Annotated in this window: 16 protein-coding genes; 13 read left to right on the top strand and 3 right to left on the bottom strand. The window is 50.3% G+C overall.

The window, feature by feature from the left end; translation table 11 throughout:
• The first annotated feature begins 400 nt into the window (after positions 1–400).
• The 8 genes from xdhA to J0X21_RS11705 all read left to right on the top strand — a co-directional run bounded on the left by xdhA (position 401) and on the right by J0X21_RS11705 (position 13824).
• Positions 401–2692, top strand: a complete 2292-nt coding sequence (xdhA, locus tag J0X21_RS11670; protein WP_206812384.1) for a xanthine dehydrogenase molybdenum-binding subunit XdhA — start codon at positions 401–403, stop codon at positions 2690–2692.
• Between the two features lie 15 nt (positions 2693–2707).
• Positions 2708–3589, top strand: a complete 882-nt coding sequence (gene xdhB / locus J0X21_RS11675; RefSeq protein WP_206812385.1) for a xanthine dehydrogenase FAD-binding subunit XdhB — start codon at positions 2708–2710, stop codon at positions 3587–3589.
• Positions 3582–4085: a xanthine dehydrogenase subunit XdhC gene (gene xdhC, locus J0X21_RS11680; RefSeq protein ID WP_236006227.1), complete on the top strand. Its 504-nt coding sequence runs from the start codon at positions 3582–3584 to the stop codon at positions 4083–4085. The genes xdhB and xdhC overlap by 8 nt, the downstream gene beginning before the upstream one ends.
• A 262-nt stretch (positions 4086–4347) precedes the next feature.
• Positions 4348–7407 carry a putative selenate reductase subunit YgfK gene (ygfK, locus tag J0X21_RS11685; RefSeq protein ID WP_206812387.1) on the top strand — a complete coding sequence of 1020 codons (3060 nt, stop codon included), beginning with the start codon at positions 4348–4350 and terminating at the stop codon, positions 7405–7407.
• Between the two features lie 248 nt (positions 7408–7655).
• Positions 7656–8999, top strand: coding sequence for a nucleobase:cation symporter-2 family protein (locus tag J0X21_RS11690; RefSeq protein WP_206812388.1), 1344 nt, complete (start codon positions 7656–7658; stop codon positions 8997–8999).
• 211 nt (positions 9000–9210) lie between these two features.
• Positions 9211–10539, top strand: coding sequence for a putative aminohydrolase SsnA (gene ssnA, locus J0X21_RS11695; RefSeq protein ID WP_206812389.1), 1329 nt, complete (start codon positions 9211–9213; stop codon positions 10537–10539).
• 174 nt (positions 10540–10713) lie between these two features.
• Positions 10714–11955, top strand: a complete 1242-nt coding sequence (gene thrC / locus J0X21_RS11700) for a threonine synthase (protein WP_206812390.1) — start codon at positions 10714–10716, stop codon at positions 11953–11955.
• A gap of 384 nt (positions 11956–12339) precedes the next feature.
• Positions 12340–13824, top strand: a complete 1485-nt coding sequence (locus J0X21_RS11705) for a pyridoxal-phosphate dependent enzyme (protein WP_206812391.1) — start codon at positions 12340–12342, stop codon at positions 13822–13824.
• Between the two features lie 426 nt (positions 13825–14250).
• On the opposite strand, the gene J0X21_RS11710 is transcribed toward J0X21_RS11705, so the two are convergent.
• From J0X21_RS11710 to J0X21_RS11720, 3 genes are all read right to left on the bottom strand, one after another.
• Positions 14251–14679, bottom strand: a complete 429-nt coding sequence (locus J0X21_RS11710) for a hypothetical protein (protein WP_206812392.1) — start codon at positions 14677–14679, stop codon at positions 14251–14253.
• A gap of 31 nt (positions 14680–14710) precedes the next feature.
• The gene (locus J0X21_RS11715) at positions 14711–16198 is read right to left on the bottom strand and encodes an FTR1 family iron permease (protein WP_206812393.1); all 1488 of its coding nucleotides are present in this window, start codon (positions 16196–16198) and stop codon (positions 14711–14713) included.
• Positions 16199–16539: 341 nt separating this feature from the next.
• Complete coding sequence (locus tag J0X21_RS11720) at positions 16540–16863, bottom strand: YmaF family protein (RefSeq protein ID WP_206812394.1); 324 nt, start codon at positions 16861–16863, stop codon at positions 16540–16542.
• A 293-nt stretch (positions 16864–17156) separates the two neighbouring features.
• Between J0X21_RS11720 and dpaL the strand changes: the two genes are divergently transcribed.
• From dpaL to arcC, 5 genes are all read left to right on the top strand, one after another.
• A complete protein-coding gene (dpaL, locus tag J0X21_RS11725; protein WP_268939403.1) occupies positions 17157–18428 on the top strand; it encodes a diaminopropionate ammonia-lyase in 1272 nt (423 codons plus the stop codon).
• 627 nt (positions 18429–19055) lie between these two features.
• Positions 19056–20819, top strand: coding sequence for a sigma-54 interaction domain-containing protein (locus J0X21_RS11730; RefSeq protein ID WP_206812395.1), 1764 nt, complete (start codon positions 19056–19058; stop codon positions 20817–20819).
• Positions 20820–21143: 324 nt separating this feature from the next.
• On the top strand, positions 21144–22397 hold the full coding sequence (locus tag J0X21_RS11735) for a YgeY family selenium metabolism-linked hydrolase (protein WP_206812396.1): 1254 nt from the start codon (positions 21144–21146) through the stop codon (positions 22395–22397).
• A gap of 83 nt (positions 22398–22480) precedes the next feature.
• Positions 22481–23485, top strand: a complete 1005-nt coding sequence (locus J0X21_RS11740) for an ornithine carbamoyltransferase (RefSeq protein ID WP_206812397.1) — start codon at positions 22481–22483, stop codon at positions 23483–23485.
• A gap of 60 nt (positions 23486–23545) precedes the next feature.
• Positions 23546–24496, top strand: coding sequence for a carbamate kinase (gene arcC / locus J0X21_RS11745; RefSeq protein WP_206812398.1), 951 nt, complete (start codon positions 23546–23548; stop codon positions 24494–24496).
• Positions 24497–24760 lie beyond the last annotated feature (264 nt).

Below are 24760 nucleotides of genomic sequence, written 5' to 3' on the forward strand. Positions count from 1 at the left end.
TACATATCAAGATTAAACGAATGTATCAAAATGAGATTTGAACGGCCAAGGCTTGGAAAATCGTTAAAAAATACTGGACTTGTGAAATATGGTACGTTACATTATCTCAATCTGAGATAGTATAACCTTGAAAAAGGCTTAAACAACTGCCCCCAGACTTGAAGGTTGCCTCTGGCATGTTTCTTGCTTTAATAACAATTTTATCTGAGGTTTTTTACCCATGCAAGAACTGGCCCAATTATAAAGGAAACTTACTTCAGATGGAGTTTTAACTCCACCTGAAGTTTAGTTGAACTTATCCAGGGGCTTAGCGCCACTTAGTGGCGGTTAGCCATCGGATAAATCTAATTTAATATAATGTGACTTTTTATTATGTTCAAAGAAAGGGTGAGGGTGGAATATGGCTTTTTCGGTCGTGGGAAAAAGTGTGCAGAGAGTGGATGCGGTGGCCAAAGTTACAGGCAAAGCCAAGTACACCGATGATTTCTACGAAAGAGATATGCTGGTTGGCAAGATCTTACGCAGCCCCTATGCCCATGCCAAAGTCAAAAAGATTGATGTCAGCAAAGCCAAGGCATTGCCGGGGGTAGAGGCTGTTCTTACTTACTGGGACGTGCCGCACCTTAAATTTGCGACAGCCGGGCATCCCTATGCCCTTGATCCCAGCCACCGGGATAAAGAAGATCGCTTCATTCTTACGGACAAAGCGCGCTTTGTGGGCGATGCGGTGGCGGCAGTGGTGGCCACGGACGAGCTGATCGCCCAGCAGGCATTGCAGCTAATTGAAGTGGAGTACGAGGTGCTGGAGGCTCTGACCACCCCGGAAAAGGCCTTGGGGGAAGGCGCGCCCCTCATTCACGAGGACTGTGAGCGCAATATTTTGGCTGCGCGCGGCTACCATATCGGAGATGTTGAAGCAAGTTTCGCGGAATCAGATTATGTGATTGAAGGGGAGTACGAGACCAGCATTGTCCAGCACTGCCACCTGGAAAACCACATTTCTTACGCGCGTCAGGACTCGGACGGCCGGATCATCATTGTCTCTTCGACCCAAATCCCGCACATTACGCGCCGGATTGTGGCCCAGGCTCTGGGGCTGCCCTGGGGCAGGGTGCGGGTGCTGAAGCCTTACATCGGCGGCGGGTTTGGAAACAAGCAGGATGTCTGTGTCGAGCCTTTGAACGCGGCCATGACTCTGGCTGTCGGCGGCCGGCCCGTTAAGCTTGAGCTTTCCCGGGAAGAATGCATGATTGACACCCGCACCCGCCATGCTTTTAAGTTCAAAATGAAAACCGGGGTTTCCAAAGCGGGTAAATTAAAGGGAATTCAGATCGAAGCCATCTCCAACACCGGGGCTTATGCTTCGCACGGACATTCGATTGCCATGAGCGCAGGCACCAAGTTCCGGCCGCTCTATGCCTTTGAATCGATTAAGTACGACCCGGTCACGGTGTACACTAACCTGCCGGCGGCAGGGGCTATGCGCGGCTATGGGGTTCCCCAAATCCAGTTTGCCCTGGAAAGCCATATTGAGGATATCGTGAACAAGCTCGGATTTGACCCGATTGAATTCCGGCGGCGGAACTTAGCCGGTGTCGGGTATGTCGATCCCTTAAGCAAGAATAAAGTCTACAGCAACGGCTTGGCAGAGTGCATCACCAAAGGGAAAGAACTGATCCGCTGGGAGGAGAAACAAGCGGGCTACAGCAGGCAGAGCGGGGACAGACGCCGCGGCCTGGGACTGGCCTGCTTCGCCTACGCTTCCGGGACCCATCCCGTGGGCCTGGAACTTTCCGGAGCGCGCATTGTGCTCAATCAGGACGGCTCGGTGCAGCTGCAGATCGGGGCTACGGAAATCGGCCAGGGCAGTGATACCGTCTTTGCCCAGATGGCGGCCGAGGTTTTGGGCCTGCCCATGGACATGGTGCATGTTATCTCTACCCAGGACACGGACATTACCCCGTTTGACACCGGTGCCTACGCTTCCAGGCAGACGTATATTGCCGGGATGGCGGTAAAAAAGGCCGCCTTGGAAGTAAAAGAAAAAATTCTTAACTTTGTCTGGGGAATGACCGATATTCCGGCAGAGATGCTGGATCTGAAAGAACAAAACGTCGTCTACAAGCACTCCGGCGAAGTGGTTCTGCCTTTGGCCGAAGTCGCCATGCACACTTACTATGACACGGTCTTCGCCCAACCGATTACGAGTGATACTTCCAATAATGCCCGAGTCAATGCCATGTCCTTTGGCGTGACTTTTGCAGAGGTTGAGATTGATCTAAAAACCGGGAAAATAGAGGTCAAGGAAATTTTCAACGTCCACGACTCGGGCAAGATCATCAATCCCAAGCTGGCCGAGGGGCAAGTGCACGGCGGGGTCAGCATGGGCATCGGCTATGCCCTGTCCGAGCAAATGCTCTTTGATGAGGAGACAGGCAAACCTTTGAATAATAACTTGCTTGATTACAAATTGCCGACCATCATGGATACTCCGGACATTGGCGTGGCCTTTGTGGAAACCGAGGAACCATCTGGTGCTTTTGGGGTAAAGTCTCTGGGAGAACCCCCGGCCATTTCCCCCGCACCCGCGATCAGGAATGCAGTCTTGGCTGCGACCGGAGTGAAATTTAACCGCTTGCCCATGAACCCGCAGCGCGTGTTCGAGAAGTTTAAGCAAGCAGGCTTAATTTAGGAAGGCGGTGATTTGATGTATAACATTAAAGGATACCTGGACGCCTGCACCGTTAGCGAAGCCATAGAACTTTTGGCCCAAAATCCCAATTTAAGAATCATTGCCGGCGGCACTGATGTGCTCATTAAAATGCAGCATGGGCAGTTTCAAGAAGCCGAACTTTTAAGCATTCGCACTCTCGAGTCTATGGCAGATATTAAAAAGCTGGAAGACGGTACGATGATCATTGGAGCTTTGGCTACTTTCAGCCAAATCTTTAATGATCCGATAATCCAAGCCGAGATTCCGGCCCTGGCGGAAGCGGCCGTCTCGATGGGCGGTCCCCAGATCCGCAACATCGCGACCATCGGTGGGAATATCTGCAATGGAGCAACTTCGGCAGACAGCGCCTCCACCCTCTTTGCCCTCAATGCCAGCTTGCGGCTGGAGTCAAAGACCGGTGCCAGGCTGGTTCCGATCCGGGAATTCTACCTGGGCCCGGGGAAAGTGGACCTGAAGCCCGGGGAAATATTAACGGAATTCCGGGTTGCTCCTGAAGACTACCGGGGTTTTGGCGGGCATTATATCAAGTTTGCGGCGCGCAAGGCTATGGATATCGCTACCTTAGGGGTGTCCGTGATGTGCAAGGTCGCCGCCAAGACTTTGACCGAAGTCAGAATCGGGCTCGGAGTCGCCGGACCAACCCCGCTCCGCTGTGTCGAGGCCGAAGAGTTTGCCAAAGGCCAGGAGATTTCAAAGGATACCCTGGCCCAAATCGGCAAGCTGGCCGTGAAATCCACCAATGCCAGGACATCCTGGCGGGCTTCCAAAGAATACCGGGAACACCTGGTTGAGGAATTGGTCCAGAGAGCGCTCAAGACTGCCATTGTCAGAGCTGGAGGTGAAGAACTTGCTTAAGAAAATTTCGTTTACGGTAAATGGCAAAGCTCTCAGTCTCGAAATCGATATCCGCGAATCCTTGCTTGAAGTCTTGCGCACCCGCTTAGGATTTACCGGGGTTAAAAAGGGATGCGGGGTTGGAGAATGCGGCGCCTGCACCGTCCTTATTGACGGCACCCCGATTGATTCCTGCATCTATCTCGCGGTCTGGGCCGAAGGCAAAAGCATTACCACCATTGAAGGTGTGGCTTCGAAAGACGGAGAGCTGTCCAAGGTCCAGCAAGCCTTTGTCGAAGAAGGCGCGATTCAATGCGGTTTTTGCACCCCGGGCTTAGTCCTCACGACCACCGCTCTGGCCGAAAGCGGCAAAGAATACACGCGCGAAGAACTAAAACGCGAGTTGTCCGGGCATTTCTGCCGCTGCACCGGGTACAACAACATCCTCAAAGCCGCGGAAAAATCCCTCAAACCCGAAGAGCACCAATGCGCCTGCGGACACCACGGGGAGAAGTAGTCAGGAGACAGGAGTCAGGAGACAGGAACGTAAGTCTCCGGTGGAGACTTACGCCGTTCGGCCAAACCAAAGAGAGATTCTTGCGGCCGAACGGAGCAAGAGTCAGCATAAGAGAACGCATATCACGCAAGAGTCAGTATGTAATTTCTCAGGAGCCAGAAGTAGTTAGGAAACAGAATAATAATTCGTGAATAAATCTACTGAGTACTGACTACTGAATTCTGACTCCTAATTTAGAACTTTCAAGAAGGAGCAGAGAGTAATGAGCGACAAAATGCGCCAGATCCCGTTTCAGAAGCTCGTCACCTGGGTTTTTGACGAATACGGGCAGACCAAGACAATCTTTGGGATTCCGGAAGACAAGTTTTACCGTAATGAAAGCGGCAAGTTCATCACCATGTTCGGGGAAAAGCTGGACAGCCCGGTCGGACCTGCCGCAGGGCCGAACACCCAGCTGGCTCAAAATATTGTCGCCTCTTACCTGAGCGGCAGCCGTTTTTTTGAATTAAAAACCGTGCAAATCCTTGACAAGCTCGAGTTTCCCAAACCGTGCATCCGGGCCGAAGACGAGTGCTATAACACGGAGTGGTCAACCGAGCTGGCCATTGAAGAGGCTTTGGCGGAATATGTTAAAGCCTGGTTTATGCTTCACATTCTGCAGAAGGAACTGTTTAACATGGACGAACGCCGCTTCATGTTCAACATGAGTGTCGGCTATGACCTGAAAGGGATTCAGTCTCCCAAGGTGGACAGCTTCATCGAGGGGCTTAAAAATGCTGCCGCCACCGCCATTTTTCAAGAATGCAAAACTGTTTTGCTGGCTGAAGCGGAGGCCGGAAAATTCCACAACGTGAGTAAGGAGTATATTGAGAAAATTTCTGCAAATATCTGCACCTCAATTACGCTCTCTACCATGCACGGCTGCCCGCCGGCCGAGATTGAAGCCATCAGCAAGTATCTATTAACCGAGAAAAAACTGCATACCTTTGTCAAAATGAATCCGACTTTGCTTGGCTACCGCTATGTGCGTGACACCTTCGACCAAATGGGCTATACCTATGTGGAGCTGAAAGAGGAGTCTTTCACCCACGATTTGCAGTATGCTGACGGCGTTGCCATGTTAAAGCGGCTCAAAGCGGTGGCTCAAGAAAATCAACGGCAATTCGGAGTGAAGCTCTCCAATACCCTGCCTACGAAAATCACCCGGGGAGAACTTCCTGGCGAAGAAATGTATATGTCTGGGCGTTCTCTCTATCCCCTGACCATCAACTTGGCCTTGAAACTGGCCGGGGAATTTGACGGAGATTTAAGGATTTCCTTCTCAGGCGGCGCTGACTTCTTTAATATAGCTAAGATTTTCGCGACCGGTATCCGCCCGATTACCATTGCCACCACCTTGCTCAAACCGGGTGGATACACCAGGCTGAAGCAGATCGCTTCAGAACTTGAGGGGCTTTTGGACAACGGCGAGTCCGCCCGCATTGATTTTGCCAAACTGCAGGAATTGGCGGCAAGCGCTTTTGCTGACCGCAACCACCGCAAAGAAAAGAGAACCGGCGGCAGCCGCAAGATTGAGCGCAAATTGCCGCTCATCGACTGCTTTGCCGCACCTTGCACCTACGGCTGCCCCATCGGCCAGGATATTCCGGAGTACACCCGTCTGGTCGGGGAAGGCCGCTACCAAGAGGCGTTTGCCGTGGTGGTCGACAAAAACCCGCTTCCGTTCATTACCGGGACGATTTGCAACCACAACTGTCAGACGAAATGCACCCGCCTTGATTATGACGAATCCGTCTTGATCCGGGACATGAAACTCCTGGCTGCCCAAAATGGTTATGACGCGTTTATGGAGAGACTAAACCGAATGGCACCAACGAGCAAAGGGAAAGCCGCCGTCATCGGCGCCGGTCCTTCCGGTTTGGCCGCAGGTTATTTCCTGGCGCGAGCCGGGCTTGAGGTCACTGTCTTTGACAAACGGGAGCAGGCCGGGGGCACGGTGGAATATGTTATCCCCGACTTCAGGATTGGCCGCGAAGCAATTCGCAAGGATATCGAACTCATAAAGCGTATGGGCGTGAAGTTTGAGTTTGGAGCCGATTCCGACTTCTCAGTTGCTCAGCTTAAAGAAAAAGGATACACCTATGTCTACCTGGCAATCGGGGCCGGGAAAACCGGTTCCGTAAACCTTGAGGGAGACGGGGACAAGGTGATGGGAGCGATTCCTTTCCTGGAAGCGTTCACTAGAGACAGGAACACGCTCAAGCCCGGTAAGAGCGTAGCCGTGATCGGCGGCGGCAACTCGGCCATGGATGCGGCCCGGGCGGCCAAACGCCTGCCCGGTGTAGAGAACGTCTATATCATTTACCGCCGGACCAAAGAGTTTATGCCTGCGGACAGAGAAGAGCTAAACCTGGCTTTGGAAGACGGCGTGGTGTTCAAGGAACTCCTGGTACCGCTTTCCCTTAAGGGTGGAGTTTTGAAATGCCAGAAGATGACCTTAGGCCAGCCTGACGCTTCCGGCCGCCGCAGTCCGGTAGCAGTCAACGGGGAATTTGAGACCATTCCGGTTGACACCGTACTCACAGCAACCGGAGAACAGGTGGATTATGATATTTTGCGTCAAAACGGCCTCGAAGTGGATACTGCGGGTAAAATTCAAGTGAACCCCGAGACATTGGAAAGCAATCTGGAAAATGTCTTTATCGGCGGGGATGCGCTCTACGGACCGTCCACCGTTGTCAATGCCATCGCCCACGCCGCCAAGGCCGCCAAAGCAATTATTGCTAAGGAAAACCAGGCTTTCGGAAAAGCCTTGGCACCGACAATTCCTTTTGACAATACGCAGCGGCTTCTGGATATCGTGGCTAAGAAGGGCGTCCTGAAGCCGGCAGAGAGTACAATAAGCGGAGAGACCGAAGCCAAGCGTTGCCTGGAATGCAATTATGTCTGCAACGTGTGCGTGGAAGTTTGTCCCAACCGCGCCAACATCGCCCTCGAGGTGAACGGTCTTAACAATGTGAACCAGGTCATCCACGTGGACGGAATGTGCAACGAGTGCGGCAACTGCTCCACCTTCTGCCCCAGCAGCGGGGCTCCCTATAAAGATAAATTCACGCTCTTTTGGAGCGAGGAAGACTTTGCTGATAGCGTTAATTCCGGATTCCTGCTCCTTGAGGACGAAGCCGAACCGGTATTTAGAATTCGGCTCGATGGTAAAGTCTTTGAAGCAAAATTCGGTGCAGGCGGGAAATCCGAAGTTCTTGAGGATAGCATGTCTGCCTTGGTTTGGACGGCGTATAAGAGTTATCCGTATTTGTTCTAGGGGGAAAGTCACTTAATCTTTAAGTCCAGGTAGCCAAGTGTGGGGAAAGTGCGTTGGAAGATTTTTTGGTAAAGTAGGTGATTAAAAAAATTAATTATACAAAACCAAATTAAGAAGAGGATTCCCGTAAGGACTATTAAATTAGGACAACAAAATTAGAATTTCAATTCCAACGCAATTCATTTTCCCCGCACTTTTAAGTTACAAGTTCTAATTATTAAATCCTAAATAAAGTAGGAGGGAACTTAATGGGTAATAGCAAACACCCTGTGGATCAAATGCTACCTGCCGGACAGCTTTTCCTATACGGATTGCAGCACGTCCTGGCCATGTATGCCGGAGCGGTTGCAGTGCCGTTGATTATTGCGGGCGCTGCCGGTCTTACAAAAGAACAAACTGCTTTTCTGATTAATGCGGACTTGTTTACCTGTGGTATCGCAACCTTATTGCAGACGCTTGGGTTCTGGAAGCTGGGTATCCGGATTCCGGTCATTCAAGGGGTGACCTTTGCTGCAGTGACGCCAATGGTTTTGATTGCCAAAGAAGGCGGCATGGTTGAGATTTATGGCTCGATTATTGTGGCGGGTCTGGTTACGTTCCTGCTGGCGCCATTCTTTAGCAAGCTTTTGCGTTTCTTCCCGCCGGTGGTTACAGGAAGTGTTATTACAGTCATTGGTGTCTCTCTGCTGCCGGTAGGTGTCAACTGGGCGGCCGGAGGAGTGGGCAATAAGAATTATGGCTCAATAACTTACCTCGCCGTTGCCGGCGTTGTTCTCTTAACCATTCTCATCATCAACAAGTATTTCAAAGGGTTTATTGCTAATATTGCGGTATTAATTGGCTTAATTGTAGGGATGCTTGTGGCTATGCCTCTGGGACTTGTAAGTTTCGACGGGGTTTCGAAAGCAGCGTGGATCGGCATTGACACCCCGTTCTATTTTGGAATGCCGGTGTTCAGTACGGGCGCCATTATTTCCATGATTCTGGTGATGCTGGTGGTCATGGTGGAATCCACCGGGGATTTCCTGGCGATTGGGGAAATTGTCGGTAAAGAGATCAAAGAGGAAGACTTAACCCGCGGCCTGAGAGCAGACGGCTTGGCGACCGTGTTTGGCGGGATCATGAACTCTTTCCCGTACACTGCTTTTGCCCAAAATGTCGGTCTGGTTGGTTTGACTGGGATTAAGAGCCGCTTTGTGGTTGCAGCTTCCGGCGGTATCCTGGTGCTTATGGGCTTGTTCCCTAAATTGGCAACGATTATTGCTTCCTTGCCCAATGCAGTACTCGGCGGAGCCGGAATTGCCATGTTTGGCATCGTAGCCGCCAGCGGAATCAAGACTTTATCCAAAGTTGATTTCCAAACCAATAACCATAACATCTTTATCGTAGCGATCAGTGTGGGCATCGGCCTTATTCCCTTGGTGGCTCCCAACTTCTTCAGTAATTTCCCGGGCTGGAGCCAAACTTTCCTCCACAGTGGAATTACTCTGGGTTCTTTGACTGCCATCATTCTTAACGCTTTCTTCAACGGCGGCGGTTCCACCGAAGATATGAAGAAAGAATTGGCAGCGAATGCCGGTATTGACGCTTAAAAATTAAAACAAGCGCGAAAAAAGTAAATGAAGATCTCGCTGAAATGTAATAGAGGGTATGAAACCAAAAGGACTTCTAAGACGCAATGGTCGTGTCTCAAATGTATGGAACTAGAGACGGTGGGGAAGCTCCGCTTTCCCCACCTTTCGAACCAAGAACATCGAACTACGAACATCGAACATCAAATATAGATTACAGGGAGGGCTGAAAATGCTCCTGATTGGGAATGGAACCGTTTTAACCTTAGGCCAAGACAACAAAGTCATTGCCCAGGGTGGGGTGTTAATCGAGGGCGCTAAAATTAAGGAGATCGGAGACAGCGCCGAGCTGCGCGGGCGCTTCCCGCAGGCGCAGTTTATCGACGCCCGCGGCCATTTGATTATGCCGGGAATGATCAACACGCATATGCATCTTTACAGCACATTTGCCCGGGGGATGGATGCCAAGAGCAAGCCCCCCAAGAGTTTTCGCGACATCCTCGAGGGGCTCTGGTGGAAACTGGATAAGCAGCTGTCTCTGGATGACGTCTATTACAGTGCGCTGGGGCCGCTGATTGAGTGTATTAAAACCGGGACCACAACGATTGTCGACCATCATGCCAGTCCTTATGCAGTCACCGGGAGTCTGAACACGATGGCCAAAGCAGCCAGGGAAATAGGAGTTAGAGCCGCCTTCTGCTATGAAGTGAGTGAACGGGACGGAGATAAAATTACGGAGGAAGGCATCAAGGAAAATGCTGACTTCATCGCGGCCTGCGCCTCTCAAGCGAACCCGATGGTAGCGGGGCTCTTCGGATTGCATGCTTCCCTTACTTTGTCTGACCGCGCCCTGGCCCAATGCCGGGAAGCGGCCCAAGCTTCCGGGAGCGGATTTCACGTCCATGTGGCTGAAGGGATTGAGGATTTGCAAGACAGCCTGGCTAAATCCGGACTGCGGGTGGTCGAGCGCTTAAATAAATTCGGCATTTTAGGGCCGAAAACCGTTGCCGCTCACTGTGTCCACGTCAATGATGCGGAAATCGAAATTCTCAAAGAGACCAAAACCCAGGTGGTGCACAACCCCGAATCCAACATGGGCAATGCCGTCGGGGCCGCTCCGGTGCTGAAAATGCTGGATAGCGGGGTCACGGTCGGATTGGGCACGGACGGCTATACCTGTGACATGTTTGAAAGCGCCAAAGTAGCCAATGTCCTGCAAAAACACGCGGCCGCCGATCCCGGCGTTGCCTGGGGGGAAGTGCCCCAGATGCTTTATAGTAATAACCCGCGTATTGCCGAGAACCTTTTCGGCGGGAAATTCGGGGAACTGCGCGAGGGTGCCTGGGCTGATGTGATTGTGGTCGATTATATCCCGCCCACACCCATGACCGCAGCCAACTGGAGCGGCCACTTGCTCTTCGGCGTTTCCGGCCGTTCCGTTGAGACCACGGTTGTGAATGGGCGCGTGCGCATGCTGAACCGGGAACTGGTCGGCATCGATGAAGAAGCGATTCTGGCCCGTTCACGCGAGCTGGCGCAGAACTTATGGGAGAGAATATAAAGAAGGAGTCAAGGAGTCAGGAGTCAGGAGTACGAGGAGACAAGAGACGAGTCTTACGGGAGTCTCCGACGGCGAGAATCCCCGGTGACGGTGACATCCGAAATTCTGAGTACTGACTCCTGAATTCTGAGTACCTTATACAGATGAATTCAGCTTAGAAGTAAGGTGATTGTTTTGAAGAACGTACTAGGACTCCGTTGCATTAAATGCGGCCAAGAACTTCCGGCCCTGCCGGGGGTTTATACCTGCCCGTCCTGCGGCCCCAAAGAAGGGATTCTGGATGTGGAATATGACTATCAGGCCATCAAACGGGAAACAACCAGGGAGGAACTGAGCCAAGGGAAAGAACGCTCGATTTTCCGCTACCTGCCGTTTTTGCCGGTAAAACCCGACACCCCGCGTCCGCACCTGCGCGTAGGTATGAGCCCGCTGTATCAACCGGCAGGACTGAGGCAGAGCCTCGGTTTAAGTCATCTTTATGTCAAAGATGACGGGCAAAACCCGACGGCTTCCCTCAAAGACCGGGCCTCGATCATTGCTGTGATCAAAGCCGTGGAAGAAGGGGCTGGCACAATTGCCTGCTCTTCCACCGGGAATGCGGCTTCATCTCTGGCCGGGAGTGCGGCAGCCATGGGGCTCAAGACCTTCATTTTCGTCCCGGGCCGGGCACCCCAAGGGAAAATCGCCCAGCTCTTGATTTTCGGGGCCAATGTAATCAGCGTCCAGGGCTCGTATGAAGATGCGTTCAGTCTCTCAGCCGCAGCCATTGAACGCTTCGGCTGGTACAACCGCAATGCGGCCATCAACCCTTATCTGGTGGAAGGGAAAAAGACGGTGGCTTTGGAGATTGCCGAGCAGCTAAACTGGGAGGTTCCGGACTGGGTCGTGCTCTCGGTCGGGGATGGCTGCACCATTGCCGGGGTTTGGAAAGGCTTCAAAGACCTGTACCAAGTCGGCTGGATTGACCGCCTGCCCAAAATTGCGGGGGTTCAGTCTACCGGATGTTCTCCCCTGGCAGACGCTTTCCTCGAAAACCGCCCGTGGCGTCCGGCAGCGGAAAACACAATCGCCGACAGTATTGCTGTCGGTGTGCCGCGCAACCCGGAGAAAGCTCTCAGGGCTGTCCGGGAATCAGGCGGCACGATGATCGCCGTTTCTGATGAGGAGATTTTAGATGCGATGCGGGAACTGGGCCGGACGAGCGGGATTTTCGGGGAGCCTGCCGGTGTCACCGGAACCGCTGGGCTTAAGGCCTTGGTTAAACAAGGAGTAATCAAACCCGATGAAAAAGTAGTTTCGATTGTCACCGGGAATGGACTTAAGGATGTCCAAAACGCGATTAAAGCCGCGGGTGAGCCCATCAAAGTCGAGCCATCCCTGAATGAACTGTTGCTAAAGTTGGAAGGCAGGATCTGAGCGCTGCTAGCCGGCAAGGTGCATTATCCGCATCCTTCGGCGCATGTCTCCACCGGAGACATGCGTACCACGCGCCAGATGCTCGAACAGCGTGAAGCTGTTCGCCGAAGGATGAGCTTGTTGATTCAGCTACAGCGCCAAACCTCGGGGTAATACCTGAAGTGCGCCGCTCCTGTGCCGTCCTGGCACTCGCGGCATCAGTCCCGTTAGTCCTTGCCCGGACTAACGCACTTGTTTCCATGGACTAGTCCCGTGGCGCTGCTTAACGCTGAATCAACTGCGCTCTCGACGCTCTTCTGCTCGAACGGTTCGCTAAGTAATTGCGCCTTGCCTGTCCGGGACAGTGGTATGCAATTTTCCAAACTACGAATATGGAGGATATTTATGAAATCTCTAATTGACTTAACCATTAACGAAGAGCAGCTTAAGAAAACAGTTCAGAGTGTCAAGGAAAAAAATATTCTTATCCCGACCTTGGCACAGATGAAGGATCCCAATAAAATACCTGAATCCGTCAAGAAAAAGTTGAAGAAGACAGGGCTCTGGGACGTCAACCCCATCAACCTGTTCCGAATTTCTTGGAAAAACGAGCCGGTAAAAGAGGGCGGCTTATACAACCCGCTGCCGAACTATATTGAAATCCCGCCTGCAATCTCAGGGGTTAAAGCCCGAATTATCGCCATGTCCGGAAAGTTTTTTCCGACCGGAGCCCATAAAGTTGGAGCCAGCTTTGCCTGCTTGGTTCCCCGGTTAGTCACCGGGCAATTTGATCCGAAATACCATGAAGCCGTCTGGCCTTCAACCGGCAACTACTGCCGCGGCGGCGCCTATAATTCTGCGTTGTTGGGCTGCAAATCGATTGCGATCTTGCCGGAGAACATGAGCAAGGAACGGTTTAATTGGCTGAAAACCGTAGCGGGAGAGGTAATTGCAACCCCCGGCTGTGAAAGCAATGTTAAGGAAATTTATGATAAGACTTGGGAACTGCGCCGAACCCGGGATAACGTGATTATCTTCAATCAATTTGGAGAGTTAGGCAACCATTTATGGCATTATGAAGTCACCGGGAATGCCATGCATGAGATCCTCAAAGCCGAAATGGGGCCGAAAGGGAAATTGGCCGGGGTTTGCTTAACTTCGGGCTCTGCTGGTACTCTTGGCAGCGGCGATTACCTTAAAGATCAGTTTCCCCATGCTAAAATTGCCGTTGGAGAAGCCCTGCAATGTCCCACTTTGCTCAATAACGGTTTCGGTGACCACCGGATTGAAGGGATCGGGGATAAACACATTCCTTGGGTTCATAATGTCAGAAACACAGACATGGTGGTTGCCATCGATGACAATGACAGCTTAGGACTCTTCCGCCTTCTCAATGAGCCTGCCGGACAGGAATATCTCAGAGAGCAGGGGGTGTCCGAAGAAGTAATCGCCAAACTGAACTGGGTCGGAATTTCCGGAGCGGCCAATATCCTTACCTCCGTCAAATTTGCCAAATACTATGAGCTCACCGAAAATGACATCGTCATGACGGTTCTGACTGACTCAGCTGAAATGTACCAATCCAGGCTGCAAGAGATGGAAGAGGAAAGAGGGGGTAAATACAGTGCCCTTCTTGCTGCCATTGATCATAATAGGCATGTTTTGGCTGTGAGAACAGACAGTATGGAAGAGTTAACCTATCAATCGAAAAAACGGATTCATAACCTTAAGTACTATACTTGGATCGAACAACAACAGTATGATGTGGCCGACCTGAATGCCCAATGGTATGACTATGACGAATACTGGGGCAGGCTGCATCAGATGGGACCGGAGCTGGACCAACTCATTGAGGAGTTTAATGCAAAAACCGGTGTCGTGATCGAATAATAGTATTTCAGTCTAATTTGGACACAATAGCTATTGAATAATCTAAGGAATACTCTAATACTCTTGATTTTTAAGAGGCAGCGGTTCTTGCACAGGAACCACTGCCTCTTTTTGGCTAATCAGAAAGCGTAAGTTTGAAGGCGCACAAGTGCAACTAAACAAGTGCGTTAGTCCTTCACGGACTAACGGGCTTCCGCCTTCGCTAAGGCTCAGCGTAAGCCAAGTTTTCTTTGAAAGGGGATAAGCCGGTGTCGATTTTATTCGCTGGTTGCCATTGTCAACTGCGGCAACAGCAGCCTTGCGGATACGACCATTGTCAATGGCAAGCTCGTTGTGCGCGGAGGACGGCTTTTAACCCAAGACCTTGAGGCAATAAAAGTTAAGGCTCATAAAGTTGCCGGCGATTTGGTGCAAATAGAGAGGGAGTTATAACTGCTCTTTTGCTGCCAACTCATTTAATGCTTGGGTTAAATCTCCATTTAATTTTCCAAGTGCTTGTTTATCCAAGGGGCTTGCCTTAACTCCGGCTATCGTTGGATCAAGAAATTGTTCTACTTTTTTATAGAGATCCGGGTATTTCGTTTTGACGCTATCTTCAAAGAGCCCCCAGGCTTCTTCTAACTGAGGCCCGGTTACTTTAACTTTTGCTTCATCACCAGTGTCTATAGCCGTTTTCAAATCGGCGGTGATGCTAAGCATCTTTGTCACGCCCGCTTTAATGTCCGAAGAAGTTGCTTGTGATACCTTTTGTTCCGTCTGGCTTGGTGTCGTGGCTGTTGTGTTGGTTGCGCCGCATCCGGCAAGACCTAAACTGATTACAATCGTTGAAGCAAGGATTATCCGAGATAATTTCATTGAACGCTCCTCCTAAATGTTTACTCAAATCTTATTTTTGTATTTCGTGCGATGCTTTGGGGAAGGGTTTTTTAGCTGTCATCCGCTTCCAAAGAATTACGATTAGAGCGCTGAGCACTAAGGCAATCTGGGGAAGTGTGCTTTGCCAAGATGGATAAAGAGCTAAAAAGTCGATATTGGGGATATTCGAGGCAGTTGTTGATGGGATTGTACCGGCCAATTGCAGACTGTGAATCCCCATTCCGGTAAACTTAATAGATAAATAGAAGACGATCACACTGGAAACCATGAAAAATAGGCGAATAGGAAGTTTCAATCCTATTCGAATCATTAAATAAGCCAGAGTTGCAAGTAAGCCAAACCCGACTACTATGCCAAGCACAAGTTCTTTCATATTAATCTGATTGACCATTCCGATAAAGAACAGGACTGTTTCTGTTCCTTCCCTGAAGACGGCCAGAAAAGAAAGAACTCCCAAGGAAACTATCCGTCCGGAATCCAAAGCTGATTTAGTTTTAGTGCGAAGGTACTTTTGCCAATCGGCAATATTGGATTGACTATGCAGCCAATAACTCATGTATAACAACATAACAGCTGCAATTACTCCGGTCCATCCATTGATCAGGGCATTGTTATTACCGAATGTGCCGGAAGAGAAGACAAACTTTACGATGATCGCGATAATAATGCTGAGCAGCAGACCCCCTAAAACCCCAAGCCAAATCCATCCGTTTCCCTTGGTTCGGCCAGACTTCTTAACAAAAGCCAGTAAAGCAGCAAGAACCAAGAGAGCTTCAAGTCCTTCGCGTATTAGGATCATAGCGGCATCCCAAAACGTATACCCGGATTTACTCGCCAGTGGGCTCAAGTAATTAATCATCTGATCCAACAGTTGAATCGCGCCTTGATAATTGGGTGGATTCGCAGAAAGCATGGCATTGACAGTGACCATGTCTCGTTCCGAATCGCTATAAACGGCAGCGGATTGAGCAACTACAACTCCTTCTACACTTAACCACGATTCACGTGCTTTCGAAATCCCGGACAGTGCCGCTTGCTGTTCATGGTCTTGAGCCTTGAGCTTCGTTTGTTGTAACAGGATGATAAAATCACTTAATGAAATATTTTGTTGTATAAACTGTTGACCTTTGGGGAATTCACCCCGAATGAACTTCTCATTCACATTTTTTAGTCCTTGAAAGGCCTGGGCTATGTTTTCCTGTTTATTCTGTATGAAGGCATAATCCACTTGGCCCATATTGGCTTCAATCTCTTTATACGCCTCTCCAGATTCTTGTTTTACGCCATCTTCGATTTGTCCCCACATATCGCGAAATTTTTGATAGTTTTGTTTTGCTTCTGATAATTGCCCTTGGTTTGCCTCGGCCAATGCTTGATCGAGATAAAGTTCCGCTTTGGCCATGTTGTCAGATGCCTGAGTTGAGGCCCACACCTTGATCGGACTGAATGTCGTTACCAGAATTATTAGAATAAGTAATGTAGTTTTAATTCGATGCATTGTCAGTCACCCCCCTCCAAACAAATGATTATGATAATTGTTCTCATTAAGAGATTATACCCTTAATACCAATTAAGTCAATAGGTTTTATTGGTATAAAGTTAATTTCGATCAAACGTCTATGATTTAACCAATAATTTGGAATAAAGAAGATAATTTGGAAAGATCATATTCCTTTGAATAAATGGAAATGCTGATTATGATTAAAGGGGTGACCCAAATTACCTTGAGTCACCTTCCTTTTTTTGATACTGTCCACCGGACAGTATCGTACTGGAGACTTTATGGGGACTAACGGGAATGCCACTGTACGCCTGGGCTGATAAGACGCTGGCGATAGACTACCGGTAATCCGCAAATAAATGCGAGGTTTGCGCATTACTTGTGGCGGAAAAAAACGTATGAGAATGACCGTGATCAATGGTGGTAATCCCCGTATAACGATGGACATGACCTCCGCCAGGTAAAGGAATGGACAGACCGGTTACGCCGCTATAGTGATGAACATGGCCATCATTAAAAGTAGCTGTTCCCTCAAAATAATGAATGTGTGAACCACCGGCAGGTACACCATAACCTGTTTTTCCTGCCATATGATGAATGTGACCGAAGACAAAAGAAGTTGGATTTTCATAGCTGTGAATATGGTTCATGTCGTTGTACATAGAATCACCTCACTTTTCGGGCTTGTTCAAACAGCCTCCACTGTAATTATATGGTAATCGAAGAGATAGTGTGATAAACTTATAAGTCTTATGAACATTGCCCCGCAACCAGACAGGATACAGAAAACTTCGTCCTGAGTGGAATGTTTATGCTCTGGTGAAGACTGTTCTGGCTTATAGTAGAGTGCGCATTTTTTTATATCTTACCTGACATGGGTGTAAAATGTTGGCATGGAATTTGCATAAAACCTAAGGTGCAATAACGTGAAGAATTTAACTTAGGAGGAGATACCATGTCAACGCAAACTCAGAGCAGCTGGCAAGCACCTGAGGAGGCTGTTCCTTACACCGGATTAGAATGGGCTCAAAACAGGATGCTGAAAAAATACGGAGAGGGCACGTCGACCGCTCTTTTTGATACAACAGAAATCGCCAAGGCCCGGGCATTCCATCGTACGTTCCCAGAATATAAGCCGACACCGCTTCATAACCTTAAGGCTTTGGCCAAGGCTTTGGGAGTGGGGGGAGTATACGTCAAAGATGAATCCCACCGCTTCGGTCTCAATGCCTTTAAGGCCTTGGGCGGTTCTTACGCCGTCGCCAAATACCTGGCCCAGCGCTTGAACCGGGATCTGAGCGAGCTTCCGTTTCCGGTGCTCACTTCGCCGGAGATAAAGGAAGAGTTAGGCGAGATTACCTTTGCGACCACAACCGACGGCAATCATGGGCGCGGGCTGGCTTGGACCGCCAGGCAATTAAAGCAAAAGGCGATTGTCTATATGCCTAAAGGGTCTTCCTTTTACCGCCTGGAAAAGATCAGAGCGGAAGGCGCTGAGGCCTGGATCACGGATCTCAACTATGATGATGCCGTGCGCATGACGGCGGCCAAAGCGGCAGAGAATGGCTGGGCTTTTGTTCAGGACACTTCCTGGGAGGGTTACGAGGAGATTCCGACCTGGATCATGCAGGGTTATGGCACGATGGCCGCAGAGGTCACAGAACAGCTGCCCGAATTCGGCGTGGATAAACCCACTCATGTTTTTGTGCAAGCCGGTGTAGGGGCTTTTGCCGGAACGATTCAGGGTTATTTTGCCTCATTATACGGGGAGGCCCGGCCCCAAACCGTAGTTGTGGAGGCTAATAAGGCCGCTTGCCTTTACCGTTCGGCACTAGCCGCCGACGGCAAGCCCCGGGTTGTGGGCGGGGATTTGGATACCATTATGGCCGGACTCGCCTGTGGGGAGCCGAACCTCATCGGCTGGAGAATCCTGCGCGATTATAGCAATATGTTCATCTCGTGCCCGGATGAGATTGCCGCCAAAGGCATGCGGATTTTAGGCAATCCGTTGGGTAGGGATTCCAAAGTGATTTCCGGGGAATCCGGAGCGGTTACAACCGGGCTCTTGTGGGCTTTGACCAATGATGAACGCTTAAGCGCAGCCCGCACAGCCCTTGGACTTAACGAGCATTCGCACATCCTCCTCTTCAGCACGGAGGGTGATACGGATCCGGTTAAATACCGCAGGATTGTGTGGGACGGGGAAGTTCCTTCGGCTGCGCGTTAATAGAGGATCATCCAGATACTTGATTAAGAGGGGAAGTACGTGAAAATCCGAACAGGATTTACAGTCTTCCCTGCTTTTCGTTAGTGAGGAGTCAGACTTCCATGCTGCTACGCAGCACCACTGATGAATGTAACAGGCAAGCTACCTTGCGGAGCGAACCGTAGAGCAGAGGAGCGTCGTGAGCGCAGTCGACGAAGCGTGAAGCCGCGCCACGGTTCACTCCAGGTATTACCCAAAGGTTTGGCGCGGTAGCGAGTCGACAAGCTCGATCCTTCGGCGAACAGCTTCACGCTGTTCGAGCATCCGGCGCGTGGTACGATTGTCTCCGGTGGAGACAATCGCCGAAGCCGCAAACTACAAAGACTGCTTTCGCGGCGAAGGATGCGGGCAAGGTAGCTTGCCGGCATGTTACAGGGCAGGAGCCAGTAGTCAGGAGTCAGTAGGAGTCCGGAGAGAGAAGAGAGATTATCCGGGTCTACTGAATTCTGACTACTGAATTCTAAGTACATAAGAACATTTCTAGGATAAAAAATTATGAACACGTCAAGGAAAATCGATAAAAAAAGCGAAGTAATAAGTAAGAATGTATCAATTTGATACAGAAGTCTTATTTTAGGTGGGGATAATATGTACCAGCTACGCGACATCAAGAGCACGGTGCAACAAACGGCAGACGCAATTGCTGCCGCGCTTAAGCTTGAAGTTGAGATTGCGGATGCGGATTTAATCAGGATAGCCGGTACGGGTAAATACCGTAAGCTGTGCAACCGCCCGCTGGATGACGGATTTGTCTACCGGCATGTGATGAAGACCGGGATTCCGGTGATTATCGACAATCCTGGTTTTAATGACTTATGCCAGCCTTGTGTGAAGCGCGGAAAATGCCTTGAGTTCTATGAGGTGGCCATGCCCATTAGGGCTCAGGACCAGATTATTGGAACCATTGGACTTTTAAGTTTTGACGAAGAGCAAACAGAGCGTCTTAAAGAAAACAGAGATTCCCTTTTGCGCTTTTTGGAAAAAATGGCGGTACTCTTAGTGGGCAAAGTCGTCGAACACTACCAGAACCGGGAGCGGGAACTGCTCACCAGTCAGCTCTTGACTGTTTTGAACCTGCTTCATGACGGTATTTTGCTCGTCAATAACGAAAAGCAAGTGACCCATTACAATACCTTGGCTGCCAAGCTGCTCGATATTGAAGAAGGCCAGCAGCCGGGATTAACGCAGTTACTGGACGAGAAACGCTTTTGGAAATCAGTGGTGCAAGGGGAAGGCTTCTCCGGGCAGGCTAAAGGCAAACGGGTGGCCACCCAGCTCTATTGCAATGTTGTACCCATTAATAAAAAAGGAACCATTGAGGGTGCGGTCATCACTCTGCGCGATGTGCAACAGATTAAAAATATCGTAAAAGAGGCGACGGTCAATGAAATCGAAACCAGCTTCTCTGAAATCATCGGTTCATCCGCAAAAATGGCTGAGTTAAAGAAAATCGCGCTCCAAGTGGCGCCCACGAATGCCACTCTCCTGATCCAGGGTGAGAGCGGCACCGGGAAAGAACTTTTGGCCCGGGCCATTCATCAAAGCAGTAAACGGAAGGGCCACGCTTTTATTGCCCTTAACTGCGGCGCGATTCCTGAGAACCTGCTGGAAAGTGAACTCTTCGGGTATGAAGAGGGTGCGTTTACCGGTGCCCGCCGCGGGGGTAAGCTGGGAAAATTTGAGCTCGCCCATCAAGGGACGATTTTTCTGGATGAAATCGGGGATATGTCTTTGCATCTTCAGGTGAAGCTCCTGCGCGTGCTCCAGGAACGAAGGGTGGAACGGATTGGAAGCACACGCTCCATTCCTGTGGATGTCAGAGTACTTGCTGCCACCAACCGGGATTTGGAAAAAATGGTGGCGGCGGGAGAGTTTAGGGAAGACTTGTTTTACCGTCTAAATGTCATCCCCTTGACGATTCCCCCATTGCGCGAACGGATGGACGATATCCCCACGTTAATCCGGTTCTATCTTGAGCATTACTCTGAGCTGACCGGGAAAGAGGTTAAAGGTATTTCCCCGGAAGCGGAGGAAGTTCTGGTCAAGTATTCCTGGCCGGGGAATGTCAGGGAACTGGGGAATGTGATTGAATACTGCGTGACCATGGCCCCCGGAGAATGGATAACCCCCGAGGTTTTGCCCCAGCGGCTGAAGACGGAGCGAAAATCTGACGCTCAAGACTTGTCCCTTAATCTCAGAGCGCTGGAACGGCAGGCGATCATGAAAGCTTTGGCTCTGGCCATTGCCGACGGGCATAAAGAAGATGCGGCCAGGATTTTAGGCATCAGCCGGGCCACGCTTTATCGCAAGATTAAGGAATACAACATTAACGAAAATATCACCTATGCTTAAGGGTAAAAAATTTAGACTTGCGTATCATAATGAGACTAGAATCGGTCCAACCTGGTCTAGGTGCGGGATTAGGCTAGGTTAACGACTGAGCCAGACGGTGAAAGTATCAATTTGAGACTAAGCCCGCTGATTCACCTTGCTTTGCCACAGCCGATTGCATTTGGATGCTAAGCTTTGTGTGAGCTTTAGTTTGAAAAAAAATATACGCATTTCATCAACGCTTTGGTTTGGCACAGTTCTTGCAAATATTAAGTAAAAAGTACGGTAATGAGTAAATACTAATGGTACTTGGAAAAGAGTATTCACGAGAAAGGGGTATTTGCATTGGACAAGGACTTTGCCAAAATTTTGGAACTGGCACAGAAGTACGAGCCGGAAATGACTAAGTTTCTGCGTGACATGATCGCGATTCCCAGCGAAAGCTGCCAGGAAGAAAAAGTGGTCTTGCGCATCAAAGAGGAAATGGAGAAAGTGGGTTTCGATAAAGTCGAGATTGACCCCATGGGCAACATTCTCGGTTACATCGGCCATGGCAAACACGTGATCGCTATGGACGCCCATATCGACACCGTAGGTGTAGGGGATAGAAGCCTCTGGAAATATGACCCGTATGAGGGCTATGAGGACGACGAAGTGATTATCGGCCGCGGAGCAAGTGACCAAGAGGGCGGCATGGCTTCCATGGTATACGCCGGCAAAATCATCAAAGACTTAGGCCTGGAAGATGACTACACCTTGGTCATTGTGGGTTCCGTGCAAGAAGAAGACTGTGATGGCCTTTGCTGGCAGTACATCATTAACGAAGACAAGCTGCGCCCGGAATTTGTGGTCAGCACTGAGCCCACGGACGGTAAAATCTACCGCGGACACCGCGGCCGCATGGAAATCAAGGTTACAACCAAAGGGGTAAGCTGCCATGGCTCGGCTCCGGAACGCGGGGACAATGCCATTTATAAGATGGCTCCCATCTTGATTGAATTGCGCGCCCTGCATGAGAACTTAAAAGATCATCCCTTCCTGGGAAAAGGCAGCTTGACCGTTTCCGAGATCTTCTTTACTTCTCCTTCGCGCTGCGCAGTGGCAGACAGCTGCACCATCTCCATTGACCGCCGGCTGACGGCCGGGGAAGATGCGGAATACGCTTTGAACCAGATCCGCAACCTGCCTGGGGTGAAAGCTGCCGGAGCCGAAGTCAGCATGTACACTTACGAGCGTCCTTCTTATACCGGCCTGGTGTACCCGACGGAATCCTACTTCCCGACCTGGCTGATTGAAGAAGAGCATCCTCTGTGCTCAACTTTGATGGATTCCTACCGCGAGCTGTTTAAGGAAGAACCGGTGCTTGACAAGTGGACCTTCTCCACCAACGGGGTTTCCATTATGGGCCGTTATGGGATCCCTTGCATCGGATTTGGTCCCGGCCACGAAGCCGAAGCCCACTTCCCGAACGAACGCACTTGGAAGAAAGAACTGGTGAAGGCCTGCGCCCTCTATGCAGCGATTCCCCAGATCTATCTCGGGAAGTACGTGGACAAGATGCCTACAACTACCGAAAACTTAATGAAGATTAAGGGCTAAATCTCAGAAGAATAATAAAGCAAGTTACCTTGCTCAATATATCCATAGAAAAAAAGCATGAGATAAAGAGAGGAGATTTAAGAATGCAATCAATTTTCCGCGGCAGACACTTTATTAACCTTGAGGATTTTACCAAAGAAGAAGTCGACACGATGTTGGAAGTTTCCCTGGACTTAAAGAAGAAATTTGCAATGGGAATTCCGACACCCTACCTGCAAAATCAATCCATGTTCCTGATGTTCTTTGAGCAATCCACCCGCACCCGGAACTCCATGGAAGCAGGACTTGCCCAACTGGGCGGGCATGCCGGATTCCTTGATTCCAGCAGCATGCAGATTGCCCATGGAGAAAGTGCCAAAGACACGGCGATCATCCTGTCCCGCTTCGGTCACGGGATTGCTGCCCGCTATTGCAACTGGGGCATCGGCAATAAGTACTTGAATGAAATGGCTAAATGGGCTACGGTTCCGGTCATGAACCTCCAGTGCGACCTCTACCATCCGTTCCAGGCCCTGGCTGACCTCATGACCATGAAAGAGAAAATCGGGGATCTGAAACGAGTTAAAGTCTCCATCATCTGGGCCTATGCCGAGAGCCATAAGAAACCGATTTCTGTGCCTGTATCTCAAGTGCTTCTCTTCCCCCGCTACGGCATGGATGTTGTCCTGGCACATCCGAAAGGCTGGGAGCTTCCGGATTGGGTAATCGAGCAAGCGAAAGAGAATGCGGCCAGATACGGCGGCACGGTGACTGTGACCAATAATGAAGAAGAAGCGTATGAAGGCGCGCACATCGTGATTCCGAAAAACTGGGGCAGCTGGGTCAACGACCAAACCGGCGCCACCACCGTTGGGGCAGCCAAAGTCGTTGATGACAAACTCATGGCTCAGAGGTCTTGGAAGTGTACTGAAGCTAAAATGGCCCTCGCAGACAAAGATGTGATGTATATGCATGCGCTGCCTGCCGACCGCAACAACGAAGTGGAAGACTCAGTCATCGACGGACCGCATTCAATTATTTATGATGAGGCTGAAAACCGCCTGCACACTGCCAAGGCAGTCATGACCCTTTTGATGGGCGGAAGATAAAGGAAACTTAAGCGTAGTGAAGATATGTAACTGTACCGGAGGAGAAAGTGGTGGATCAACGTGAGTAAACTAGCAGTCATCGCCATCGGCGGCAATTCCCTGATCCGCGACAATGCCCACCAAAGTGTGGAAGACCAGTATGCTGCGGTCTGTGAAACCGCTAAACACATCGCGGGGATGATTGAACAGGGTTATGAGGTGATTGTGACCCATGGCAACGGCCCGCAAGTCGGGTTCATCTTGCTCCGTTCAGAGATAGCCAGCGGGGTGGCCCATATGCACCGGGTTCCTCTGGTAAGCTGTGGAGCTGACACCCAAGGGGCGATTGGCTACCAAATTCAGCAGGCTCTGGACAATGAATTCAAAAAACGAGGCCTAAACAAATCTGCGGTTACGGTTGTAACCCAGGTTGTGGTGGATAAGGCTGATCCCGCTTTTGCAAAACCAAGCAAGCCGATTGGTTCCTTCTATACCGAAGAACAAGCCGAGGCGCTTAAAAACGAGAATCCTGACTGGGTGATGGTGAATGACGCCGGGCGCGGCTACCGCCGGGTTGTTGCTTCCCCGCTCCCGCAGGAAATTGTGGAAAAAGACGTGATCAGTAAGCTGGTGCGCGACGGTTATTGTGTCATCGGTGTAGGCGGCGGCGGCATTCCTGTTGTCCGGGAGGCAGACGGCACCTTTTCCGGAATTGATGCGGTTATTGACAAAGATTTTGCCTCGAGCGCACTTGCATCTGATATTAAAGCCGACGTCTTAATCATCTCGACCGGAGTGCCGAAAGTTTACCTAAACTTCGGCAAGCCGGATGAAAAAGCCCTGGATAGGGTCACTTTAGCCGAATTAAAACAGTATGTCACTGAAAACCATTTCGCGCCGGGCAGCATGCTGCCTAAAATTCTGGCGGTCATCAAGTTCCTGGAGCGGGGCGGCAAACAGGCAATTATCACGAATCCCGAGTCTCTGGAAGATGCAGTCACTGGCAAGACGGGTACGCATATTTATCCTTAAGGATAAGAATTCAGAATTCAGGAGTCAGTACTCAATCAGTATTCAGAATTCAGGAGTCAGTACTCAGAATAAAAACAGCTTCTGTTTTCGTTCTCCTGACTCCTGTCTCCTGCCCTGAAAATAGACGAGGGGCAATTACTTAGCGAACCGTAGAGCAGAGGAGCGTCGAGAGCGCAGTTGATTCAGCGTTAAGCAGCGTCACGGTTCACTTCAGGTATTACCCTAAGGTTTGGCGCTGTAGCTGAATCAACAAGCGAACAGCTC

This window comes from Paradesulfitobacterium ferrireducens, assembly GCF_017310645.1.
GTDB classification, from domain to species: Bacteria; Bacillota; Desulfitobacteriia; order Desulfitobacteriales; family Desulfitobacteriaceae; genus Paradesulfitobacterium; species Paradesulfitobacterium ferrireducens.